The 10,285-nt window shown below is 65.3% G+C and carries 10 protein-coding genes and 1 pseudogene; 5 read left to right on the top strand and 6 right to left on the bottom strand.

Features of this window, described 5'->3' with window-relative positions:
* The first annotated feature begins 255 nt into the window (after positions 1 to 255).
* Positions 256 to 960, top strand: coding sequence for a hypothetical protein (locus tag G4D87_RS26165; protein WP_163785080.1), 705 nt, complete (start codon positions 256 to 258; stop codon positions 958 to 960).
* A 395-nt stretch (positions 961 to 1,355) separates the two neighbouring features.
* Here the strand turns inward: G4D87_RS26165 and G4D87_RS26160 are convergent, their stop codons facing one another.
* Positions 1,356 to 2,276, bottom strand: coding sequence for a DUF2381 family protein (locus G4D87_RS26160; protein WP_163785078.1), 921 nt, complete (start codon positions 2,274 to 2,276; stop codon positions 1,356 to 1,358).
* 73 nt (positions 2,277 to 2,349) lie between these two features.
* Positions 2,350 to 4,305: a serine/threonine protein kinase gene (locus G4D87_RS26155; RefSeq protein WP_163785076.1), complete on the bottom strand. Its 1,956-nt coding sequence runs from the start codon at positions 4,303 to 4,305 to the stop codon at positions 2,350 to 2,352.
* 256 nt (positions 4,306 to 4,561) lie between these two features.
* On the opposite strand from G4D87_RS26155, the gene G4D87_RS26150 reads away from it, so the two are divergent.
* Positions 4,562 to 4,879: a helix-turn-helix transcriptional regulator gene (locus tag G4D87_RS26150; RefSeq protein WP_240358620.1), complete on the top strand. Its 318-nt coding sequence runs from the start codon at positions 4,562 to 4,564 to the stop codon at positions 4,877 to 4,879.
* Between the two features lie 51 nt (positions 4,880 to 4,930).
* Complete coding sequence (locus G4D87_RS26145; RefSeq protein WP_090491882.1) at positions 4,931 to 5,278, top strand: helix-turn-helix domain-containing protein; 348 nt, start codon at positions 4,931 to 4,933, stop codon at positions 5,276 to 5,278.
* Between the two features lie 196 nt (positions 5,279 to 5,474).
* On the opposite strand, the gene G4D87_RS26140 is transcribed toward G4D87_RS26145, so the two are convergent.
* Both G4D87_RS26140 and G4D87_RS26135 read right to left on the bottom strand, forming a co-directional pair.
* Positions 5,475 to 5,861: a hypothetical protein gene (locus G4D87_RS26140; RefSeq protein WP_163785073.1), complete on the bottom strand. Its 387-nt coding sequence runs from the start codon at positions 5,859 to 5,861 to the stop codon at positions 5,475 to 5,477.
* A gap of 7 nt (positions 5,862 to 5,868) precedes the next feature.
* Positions 5,869 to 7,038 carry a serine/threonine-protein kinase gene (locus G4D87_RS26135; protein ID WP_163785071.1) on the bottom strand — a complete coding sequence of 390 codons (1,170 nt, stop codon included), beginning with the start codon at positions 7,036 to 7,038 and terminating at the stop codon, positions 5,869 to 5,871.
* Positions 7,039 to 7,293: 255 nt separating this feature from the next.
* Here G4D87_RS26135 and G4D87_RS26130 point away from each other — a divergent pair, with 255 nt between their 5' ends.
* Entirely contained in the window at positions 7,294 to 7,674 is a 381-nt protein-coding gene (locus G4D87_RS26130) for a DUSAM domain-containing protein (protein WP_163785069.1), read from the top strand.
* A gap of 49 nt (positions 7,675 to 7,723) precedes the next feature.
* Here the strand turns inward: G4D87_RS26130 and G4D87_RS26125 are convergent, their stop codons facing one another.
* Positions 7,724 to 8,218: a PspA gene (locus G4D87_RS26125; protein ID WP_163785067.1), complete on the bottom strand. Its 495-nt coding sequence runs from the start codon at positions 8,216 to 8,218 to the stop codon at positions 7,724 to 7,726.
* 583 nt (positions 8,219 to 8,801) lie between these two features.
* On the opposite strand from G4D87_RS26125, the gene G4D87_RS26120 reads away from it, so the two are divergent.
* The gene (locus G4D87_RS26120; protein WP_163785065.1) at positions 8,802 to 9,365 is read left to right on the top strand and encodes a hypothetical protein; all 564 of its coding nucleotides are present in this window, start codon (positions 8,802 to 8,804) and stop codon (positions 9,363 to 9,365) included.
* Between the two features lie 228 nt (positions 9,366 to 9,593).
* Here the strand turns inward: G4D87_RS26120 and G4D87_RS26115 are convergent.
* Positions 9,594 to 10,285: pseudogene (locus G4D87_RS26115) on the bottom strand (hypothetical protein); the annotation flags it as partial.

Below are 10,285 nucleotides of genomic sequence, written 5' to 3'. Positions count from 1 at the left end.
GCCACCCACAACCTCCTCAAGCTCTTCCGCATGACGGCAGCGTAGCGGCCTGCCGTACCCAGCGGCGGACCGGCGTCACTCGTCCCGTCTCGCTTCCAACCCCATTACCGCTACACACTCCTAGGAGGGATCGAGGAGGTTACACTTGCCGATCTTGCGAGAGAGTATCGCGAAGGCTCTGGGGATTGCGGTATCTGCTTTGAATACGCCGTTCATGATGCAATTTGTCGCAACGACCCATTAATCGTTCCGCTGATGAACGAGGTTCTGGAGGAGTTCTGCAGCATCAGCGGGAGCGCACGCTCGATTTTGTTTGGCGCAGAAAAGGCTGGCCGCGTGTCCCTCATTGAGCCTGCGGCGACTCTTTTGACTGACGAGTCCAGAATATGGGTCGGCAATCGTGGACAACCAGCTAAGCTAAAGCAATATATCCAGATCGCCCAAACTGCCTTTCGATATCCCGAGCATCGAGACTATTTGCCTCGCAGTATCCGTGGAATCTGGAAGGCCGATCTCTTCATTGGTTCACCATCCATGGATAAATGGGTAGCGGCGACACTCAAGATTAATTCAAAGGATTTGGCTGGGGCAGCTGGATTGCGACTTGGTATCTACCCAGAGAGCCGAAAAGGGGAACGCCCCTCCTTTGACGATTCTCGAAATCTGATTTTATGTCCCCTGCCCTACAATGCAGGATTTATGGAGTTGTTCTACAAGAGCTTTTACATTGTCAAACAATTCCTTGCCGCAGATGCATATCTCCCCAAAGAGGTCGCGCTGCCAGACTCCGCTGATCGCTATGTCGCCAATGAATTGGCGGCCCGCCGCATCTATCCGGTTCTCGATGTCATAGAGGCGCTTGCGCCAATGGCTCAGCCGGAACTGGTTGTCAGCAGGCAGTCCGCGGGAGGCGAAGGGGAGACGACTGCCATTGCTCCTATTGCCCAAACATGTACCTAGACATTGACTTAACGATCGAAGACCACTTGATCGCATTAGAGAGGGCAGCTCAGGCGGAGCTCTGGGGCTGATAGCCCTGCTGCAGAGCGGACAAGCGCTAAACGAGCATCAAGAACAACTCGAGTGTCCGCATCCACATGAAACACACCTTCTTGACATGTCGGGCTCGGGGATTGACACGTCAACCTGCCTTGTGACAAAGCCGCACCGAACCTCACGCCCCCTACTGTACCCCATTCTCGACTGAGCTACGTACAGAGAACGCACGCATTTTCGTAGGGGCAGCGAAACTTCGCGCTAACGAAACCCGAGCCGAAGGTTCCACGTAACCCGAACAACGCACTGGCGAAAATTGCCACCAATCAGCAAGCCGCGGCGGCCAGACGATGATGTCGCTAAGGGAAGGTGACGTTGCCCAACGTGACGGTGCGGCGCCCGTCCGCATCCCAGAGCTTGAGCGTGAAGGGGCCTTGAGGGGACTCGGAAGCTGCCTCAGCCTCTACCACTACGCGCTGAGTATCCGAGCCCGGGGCGACAGGACCCGACTGCCACACTTGAAGCACCTTCAGCTCTTCGTTAGCCTTCCCCCGGAGCGTCGCCCCCACTGCTGTCCATGGCTGAGCGTCTCCTACATATTTGAGGGTGACCTCAACAGCCACCCTGCGGGCTGTGCGGTATGCATAGACAACACTCTTGGCTGCGGCCCCTCCTGGGCCTTGGGTAGCAACGGCGGTCAGGTCGCGGAAGTCAACGCCTCGTCCGCTGAGGACTGCTGTCGAAATGAGTCCCGTCAGCCCATCAGGAGCACTTCGAGCCGCGCGCAGGCGCTCATTCTCCTCCCGGTACTTCTCAGCCTCGATGCGCGCCTGACGAACCTCCTCCTGGTATGTCTCGACGCGCCTCTTGCGTCGATAAACTTCGACGTGCGCCTCCGAGCGCGCTGGGTGTGCGACTAAAACGAACGTCGCGCTCACCGGGGCCGCTCCATCCTGAAAGCGCACCGTTAGCCGGAGCCGATCTCCCGCGGAGACTCTCTCTGACGGGACCAGGCGCAACGTACTGAGGCCTGCATCCAGTACCGAGAAGCGCTCACGCTCGTCGAGAATCACCCCGTCCCGACTCACGTCTGAATCGAAGATGAACACAGTCGAGAGTCCTGGGCTCACCGCCACTTCAGCCGCTGGCTGAGCATCATCCGAGACCAGTTCGATTCGGCGAACGCTCAGCCCCGCTGTAGCCGGGGGCGACTGCGCCAGAGCTGTCCCCTCGCCTGCCAGGAGGAGGAAAAGCAGAACGGCCGACACTGAATGATGCACTCGACATTTCTCCTGGACCAAGACAGCAGCGACACCCCTGGCGGCTCATGATCGTCTGACAAACAGCGGCATGTCATTCAAACTCACTCACCGCCTTGACCCAAACGGCGGAGAACACGCGCGCCTTACCGGTATCCCCTCCGCCGCCCTCTACCTCCAGTCCTCGGTTGCGAGAGCTGTCCAGCACTTCCAAGCATACGGGGAAACTGCCCTTGCTTGTCCGCGCCCGAGTCAGTCGGACATAGACGCGGTCGGCAATAATGAGTCGCCCAGACAGAGTGGCCTTGTCCGACCCCAGGATGATCTGTGCAGTGCCGTCCCTCACCGTCACGTACTTTTCTTCTCCCCGGACGAAGCTCGCCCCCGCCTCGTCCCCGATCTTCATGCCAAGCATCTTCATGCCCTTGGTGCCGCCTTCGGGGCACGGCTCGGGCTCCGGGGCGAGGCGCACCTGCGGCCCTGTGCAGGCCAGCGCTCCGCAGAGCGCCGTCGTCGCCAGGGCAGTGCGGACGCTCCTCGCGGCCTTCCTTGCAGGCACCGGCGGGGAGGAAGGGGTGTCACTCTTGGGTGTCGTCACGGTGGCAGTCACCTCGGGGAGCATCGCGGGAGGCGCGACGGCCGCAGGTGTTGCCTCCGGCCCGGTGGGAGCTGCGGCCGGGGCAGCTTGAGGTTTCTTGGCATATGCCGCTACTTCTTGGCCGGGGACAGACTGCGACTGCGGTGAGGCCGTCCGCTGTGAGAAGTACGCCCCAGCCGCGAGGGCCATGGCCAGCAACCCCGCGCCCAGCACACGTCCCATCCTGAGCCGCGCGAGGAACGAGCGCCTCTCAACCTCGACGACGGAGGCCACAGGCGCCGCCTGCGGCGCGGCGTCCGCTTCCATTGCGGCTTCCGCCTCCATCCCCGCCTCAAGCACCAAGCCCGGCAGATGCGACTCCACAGGCCGCGTGGCCGCAGGCAACAGCGGGGCCTCGGGTGGCGATGCCGCGGGCATGCCTTCGCCCTGGACTGCCGGTAGCTCCGGCCCGGGCGCCTTGCCCCGGCGCATCTGGCGCAAGGGCCGCTTCGCCCACCGAGCCAGCGCGCCCGCATCGCCCTCGGTGGTGGCCGAGTTGGGGCCATACGAGTCAAACAAGGGAGTGTCCCACGCCTCCCCTTCCACCCCGGACAGGAACTCCTCCAGGGCCGCACAGACAGCGTTCGCGTCGGGACGCGCAGCAGGCTCCTTCTCCAGCAGCCGCATGCACAACATGCCCAGCCGCTCCGGGACGAAGCGGTTGACGTGGTGAGGGGGCACAGGCGACTTGCCCATGACGCCCTCGACGTACTCCGCGTCCGTCCCCGCGTCGAAGGGCAGCCTCGCCGTGAGGAGGCGGTAGAGGACAGTGCCCAGGGCCCACATGTCGTCCGAGGGGACGGACACGTAGCGGGCGCCCGACTGCTGGCCCAGGTGCTTCCTCATGAAGAGCCAGGCTTCGGGGGGCCGGTACTCCATCGTCCCGGGCGGCAGCATGGACTGGGTGACGCCGGGGGCGCCCTTGTAGTCCCCAATCCCGTAGTCCACCAGCACCGCCAGGCCGTCCGCGTCGCGCACCATGACGTTGGCGTCCTTCACGTCTCGGTGCACCACTCCCGCCTCGTGCGAGGCCACCAGCGCCCGCGCCACGTCGAGCGTCACCTTCGCCACCTGCCGGGCCGAGGGGTTCTCCTCCTTCACCCACGCGCTCAGCTTCCGCCCCTCGACGTACTCCATGGCAATGAGGGCGAAGTCGCGCTCCCCGGCCTGCCAGTAGGAGAAGCCGCGAATGCCCACCACGTTGGGGTGCTTCAATAGCAAGAGGATGGAGATTTCCTTCTCTACCCGCCCCTCCACGCGCTGCCGCTCCACCAGCTTCAAGGCGCAGGGTTGCCCGTCATTCGTCGCGAGGTACACGGTGCCGAAGCCGCCTCGGTCCAACTGCCTCACCACCGTGTAGCCCTTCACCACGTCCCCGGGAGACAGCACGGCCGGGGGGCCGTTGTCCCTCATGGCGACGTCCTCCCGGAGACTCTGTAGGACAGCAGGACTACGGCCACGCGCATGCAACTCCCTCCCCGACGCCGGCCCACGGTACCAGAAGCCCGGGGAAATCGCGCGAAGTCTTCCCCCACCCAACCACTAGCCACAGAGGCGCCAAGCCACACAGACCGGTAAAACCAACTAGACTATCAGGTATAGCTTGCTTGGAATGTACATCCACCCTGACGCCCGGGGCTTCGCCCCTCCGAAGGAGCCCTCCCGTCCTTTGCCTGGCATCGTCGGCGGCACCCTGCGCGCGGCCCGCCTTCGGGCAGGCCTGAAGCAGACAGAGGTGGCCCACCTCATCAACATCTCCCCCGTCGTCTACAGTCGAATGGAGCGCGGCCGAGTATTCCCCAGCCTCCCAACGCTGTACCGCCTGTGCGCCGCCCTCCGCACGACGCCCAACGAGGTACTGGAATACCCCACCTCACTGCCACCGGACGTCGTCGCTGCCGCCAAGGAGGCCCTGCTGCGCCGTGTGCGTCAGTTGGACGCACACCAGGCGCTCGCCCTCATCCGACTCCTGCCGGGCGTGCACTGAGGAATCGTACTCCCTTGACAACTCGCAACTCAGGTATACTCCCTTGTACCTATGAATGAACAGCTTGCAGCGCACCTGGGTGCCATTGCCCGTCTCGCTCGGGAGCAGATGAGTCTGACGCAGGTCCAAGTCGCGGAGCGCGTGGGGATGGCCTCCGCCGTCTACAGCCGCATCGAACGCGGGCACATGATTCCCAGCGTCGAGACGCTGAAGAAGCTGTGCATCGAGTTGATGGTCTCCCCGGAGGACATGATGGGCCTCACCGAGGCCTCCGACAGAGGGGCACGGACGCGGCCGGAGGATGACGTCACCTTGCGCCGCCTTCTCTTCCTCGCGCGAAAGCTCGATGCGGCGAAGCTGGACGCCCTCGTCCGCATCACCACCGAGTTGGCCCGCTGAACCAGCGCCCCGAGGGCACCCGCCCCTCCAGCGCCAGGCTGCTCGCGGCCGGAGTGCCAGCGCCCCCGAGCGGGGAGCAGGCCCGGCGGGCAGGGCCCCATGCCTCGGGGCCCTGCACCGGAGCACGCCCGCTCCCAAACGGAGCGGGCCCCGGCGAGGACGGAGCGCCTCCCCGTCCGAGGGAGGAGGCCTCCCGCTACGCCGCGCCGCGCTCCCCCAACTCCTCATTCACGTCGGCGAGCTGCGCCTCCAGGGCCTTCTTTCTCAGTTGGAGGCGGGCCACATCGTCCAGCCCCGACTCCTCGTCGAGACGCCTCTCGCTCGGAGGCTCTGCCTCCAAGTCGTCACGCACCTCCACAGTGAGGACGTCGCCCGCACGGATGTCGTTGACGTAACACCACCGCAGGTGCTCACGGTACTCCCTGCCCACGGAGCCCCCGACATGGAGGTCCACCTCCGGGCTGTCGCGCGTCTCATCATCGGGGCGACGCACCCACGTCAGAATGGTGGAGATGACACCGAAGTCCGACACCCCCGCGGTGGCGAGGTGCCGGCCATTGCGCAGTACGCGAAAGCAGAGCATCGGCGGCCTACTCCTTCTTCGGGAGCCCCAGCTCGTGCTTCTCGAGCCCATCCGGGTAGAGGCCGGCCTCGCCGAACTCCACCAAGTCCCTCAGTACGCCGCCCTCGGACACGACGCGGGCCGCCTCCTTGGCGGCCTCCGCGCGCCCATAGGGCTCGCGGAGCTGGACGTTGGCGACACCCCGCAGCGCATCCCGCATGTCCGCCGCCGTCGCGAAGCGCTCCTCGGGGTTGCGGCGCAGCGCGGTGTGCAACACCGCCTTGATGTCCTGGCTGAGGTGGCCCACCGCCTTCTCGACGACGTCCGGAGTGAATGTCTCCATGAGGGCCTGCATCTGCTGCAGCGGCAACGAGGGCTGCGACTCCGGGCGGAACCGGCTCTCTTTCGCCACCACCGGGACGTCGCGCACCTCGAAGAGGTGCTTGCCCGTGAGGACCTCCACCAGCAACACCCCCAGACTGAAGACGTCGGAGCGCGGCGTCAGCCCCTCCTTGCGCAGGTACTCCGGAGAGGCGTAGGCCACGTCCCCTCGCAGCAGATTCTCCGGCGACTCCTCCCGCCCCACCATCAGCGAGAATGCTGAGCCGAAGTCCAGCACATTCACCTCTCCATGGAGGCCCAGGGCGATGTGCCTGGGACTCACGTCCCGGTGGACGATGCCCAGGGGCACGCCCTTCTCTGACGTCAGCGTGTGCGCGTAGTGCAGCGCGTCCGCCACCTCCGCCCCCACGTACAAGCCAAAGCCCTCCGAGAGGGGATGCCCTCGCACCAACGCCGCGCACACCAGCGTCTCCAGCGAGGGCCCACCCACGTATTCCATAATGGCGTAGGGGGCGTCCTCCTCCTCATCCACCTGCATATGGAAGACTTGGGCGATGTTGGGGTGGTTGAGGCGAAAGGCCAGCTGCACCTCTTCAATCATCCGCTTGCGCATCATGTACGTGGAGGGGCTGGCAATCCGGCGAACCAGACAGAGGCCAGCCAGGACTCCATCCGCCACTCGCCGCTCCGCCTTCAGGAGCTTCTCGCCATTTGAGCGCACCTCGACCTCCCGCACCGCCTCATAGCGCACGCCCTCTACCTCGAAGAGGAAGTGCGGCACGCTGGGGCCAGGCGGGGTGGGGAGTCGGGTCGGTAACTCCTCCGTCGACACTTCATCTTCCGGACGCTTCGTCATGGCTGTGAATCCTCCTGAAAGAGGGGACGCGGCCCCACGGACACCGAGATTCGCCGTCGCAGCAACTTTCCTGGGGCTTTCTAGGTATAGTTGACTCGACCTTCCAATTAGCATGACCTTTTGGAAACTGTGAAGCCCTCTACCACTCGTAGCGGACGGCACAGCCCCAAGTGCGCCTATCCCTATCCAGGGTGAAAGAGACCCAGCCTCGGCCTCACACGCCGGGCTGCGCAGCCCGCAAAGGAAACATGCATCGTGAGTAAAACCATTGACTGGGGGCCGATTCGCGCGCTGGCGCGTCGTGTCCTCACCAAAGGAGAGCGCCTGGCCCTCACGCGGAAGGAGAAGGCGCTGCTGAAGCGCACAGCCGCCCAGGTAGGCATCGGCGCCAGCGAGGCCGAGAGCGCGCTCGCCACGGAAGAGGGGGCGCTGGGCCTGTTGCAAGAGGAGTCTCGGCGCATCCGCGAGGGCACTCGCCGACTCATGGACGCGCTACACCGGATGTACCAGCACAAGGACGAGGGAGACTTCGTCAGCGCCCGCCAGGAGATGCGGGACGTGCTCGCCGTGGAAGTCGTGCCCCACTACCGCGCCATCGCCCAGGGGCAACTCGACGCCATGGCCGACGAGCCGTAGCGACGAGCCGCGGGAGCGCCCTCCGGAGAGGGCGCTTCGGGGACGAGCGTCAGGCTGGCGTCACCTTCTCGAAGGGACGCACCACCTGCTTGCCGTCGCCGACACGCTCCACCGTTACCGTCTTCGCCTCCTCGTTGACGGCTTTCACCTTGGCGGGGAAGGTGCCCCGCCCTTGCTTGTAGCTGACCTCCTGCCCCTCCTTGAAGGAGGCGGACGCCTCTGCGCTGGGGCTGGGGGCGGCGGCCGTCGCCGTGCGGCCTGCGGCACGCGCGCGCGCCCGCACGCGGCTCTTCTGGGGCGAAGGCCCGGCCCGCGTGGGCTTCGGCGCAACCTCCGGCCTCACATACTTCCGTACGGGCACCGTGGACGGGCGCTTCGACGCGGGCGCGGGGGTGCGCTTCGGCGCGGACGCCGCACGAGCCGCGCCGGACTCAATGCCCAGGAACTGAGCAATCTTCTCCAGCAGTTCCAACTGCCGGGCCATCGCCTTCCCTACCTCCTCCGCCACCGCAGCCTGGATGGTGCTCTTCATGTCGTTCTGCATGTACTGACGCTCACTTTCCTCGCGGACTGGATGGCCCGCGTATTCGCCAACACGACGGACAGCCTCTTGCACTCACGTTACATCAAGAAGTCCGACTATTCCGACTCCCGTCTCAGGACGTCCGCGGCGCTCGCCACCAGTCCCCGCTCAACGGCGGATTCCACATGGTGCGCCAGGCCAGCATCCGCGCGACGTGCGCTGGCCGGCGCGACACGCCCCTAGGCTTCTTCAAGGTTGCTCGCGTCGCCGTGGAGCTGATTGCGCCTCTTCCTAAACAACATGGCGCGGTGGCGAACCTCCGGCATCATCCGCCCGAATCTGGCCCCACCGGATGATGGCGTCGAGCGCCTGTTCGGGGTGGGTTTCGTGGGCGCCGTGTTGCATGCGGCGAACCCGTAGCACGTCTTCAGCTTCGACAATGCGCATGCGAATGGGCGCACGGGGGCCATGTGCGCCAATGTACACCAGCCAACCTGTGACGTGGCCAACAAGCATGCGGACGGGTCTCCTGTGTCGTAGCGCAGCTTCCCTCAAGGTGCGTCAGGCCGAGCGCGCCCCATTCTCCCGAAGAAAGCCCACAGAAATGAATCGTCTTCTCCCGTTTGTATTGTGCGCCGCGCTCGCGCTCATTGGCTGCGGAGGCGATGCGGTGTCGTACTCGGCGCCGGTCGGCATCAACCTCAAGGCCAAGTCGTCCGACACGGTCAACGCCACCGTCACAACCCAGAAGGGGATTTCGACCGAGTCTGGTAACCCATTCAAGGTCTTCGTCGATAGCGCGCGCCGGGAACTGGACGGCAAGTCGCCCGCCCTCGTGGACCTCACCAGCCTTACGCTCACTTTGGGCGCCGGCAGCGTGGGCGTGGCCTCACTCGCCGAGGTCTTCAGCGGCCGAGTGGACATCCTCTTCCGCATGGAAGAGTCCAACAACACCTACGTCGCCGGCCACGTGGAGAACCCCACGGGCAGTGGGCCTGTGTCGCTGCTCATCGACTTCGACTCGAAGGCGATGGCGGCCGATGACTACACGCGATTCCTCGACAGCAAGTTCCATGTGGTGCTGCGTGGCTCAGCCGCCCCTTCCTTTATCGACAAAGGAGCGGACGCCGACTTCCAGTCCACCTTCTCCTTCACCGCGTTCGAGTAGTGGCGCTCGGTGCGCGCGTAGTGGTGACGCAAGCCCGGCACCGGGAGCGCCCGCCGGCACCGGGCCTCTCCCTACCGCGACGTCTTGAACACGTTGTCGAGTTGGCCTGGTGTAGTGCTTCACGCCCGCCGACGGTGCCGAAGTTCTTGTCCGCCCCATCGATGGCCTCGAGGAACAGCACTTCCTCCTGGATGTCGGGCGCCAGCAACTGCAAGTCCAACAGGTGCGTCACGCGCGCCCGCGTGAAGCCCAGTTGGCCGGCGACGTCCGCTGCGCTCGCCACGAGGCCCCGTTCAATGGCGCTTTCCACGTGGTGCGCCAATGCCAGCATTCGCGCGACATGCGCTGGCCGGCACGCCACCTCGCGCGGCGGAGGTGGTGCTCCCCCTCCGGAGGCGCACCTTCGCGCGACGCACTCGGTGGAAGTGCGCGCTGACGAGGCTGGCATCCGCCGGCTGGGACTCGGGGCTCGCGCTCACGCCGCCCCCCCTCGCGCCCGGGCGCCGCGACCTCACCGGCGTGGGCAAGGTGCACGTCGACGGTGCCCGTCGTCTCGTTCACCACCACCCGCCCGACGAGGGCCCGCAGCAGGCGCCCCCGGTTGAGGGCGGTGAGGGCGTCCCCGGAATCTGTGCTCGACATGCCCGGAATGCCTGCTCGGCATCCCCGGAACGGCTGCTCACCTTGCTCCGGAATCGCTGCTCGGCTTGGCCTGGAATCGGTGCTCGGCTTGCCCCGGAACACGCAGTTGGCCACGAGGGAGAGAATCTGCGGCGCCGCGTTGTCGAAGGGGGGCGGCGCGTTCACCTCCTGCAGCAGCAGGGTGACGGCCGTCGTCTGCCCGGCTTGGATGGTGACGTTGGCTATCTCGCCGGTGTAGCGCACGGCGTTGGAGGCGTCGAAGGCCTTCGCGCTGAAGG

Origin of the sequence: Myxococcus vastator (assembly GCF_010894475.1) — a bacterium.
Lineage (GTDB): Bacteria > Myxococcota > Myxococcia > Myxococcales > Myxococcaceae > Myxococcus > Myxococcus vastator.
The sequence above is the reverse complement of the archived record's forward strand: the minus strand, read 5'-3'. Positions and strand labels throughout refer to the sequence as shown.

Coding starts and splice junctions, on each gene's coding strand:
- G4D87_RS26165 (WP_163785080.1), top strand. CDS start 256: ATGAACGAGGTTCTGGAGGAGTTCTGCAGCATCAGCGGGAGCGCACGC.
- G4D87_RS26155 (WP_163785076.1), bottom strand. CDS start 4,305: ATGAGGGACAACGGCCCCCCGGCCGTGCTGTCTCCCGGGGACGTGGTG.
- G4D87_RS26145 (WP_090491882.1), top strand. CDS start 4,931: ATGAATGAACAGCTTGCAGCGCACCTGGGTGCCATTGCCCGTCTCGCT.
- G4D87_RS26140 (WP_163785073.1), bottom strand. CDS start 5,861: ATGCTCTGCTTTCGCGTACTGCGCAATGGCCGGCACCTCGCCACCGCG.
- G4D87_RS26135 (WP_163785071.1), bottom strand. CDS start 7,038: ATGACGAAGCGTCCGGAAGATGAAGTGTCGACGGAGGAGTTACCGACC.
- G4D87_RS26125 (WP_163785067.1), bottom strand. CDS start 8,218: ATGCAGAACGACATGAAGAGCACCATCCAGGCTGCGGTGGCGGAGGAG.
- G4D87_RS26120 (WP_163785065.1), top strand. CDS start 8,802: ATGAATCGTCTTCTCCCGTTTGTATTGTGCGCCGCGCTCGCGCTCATT.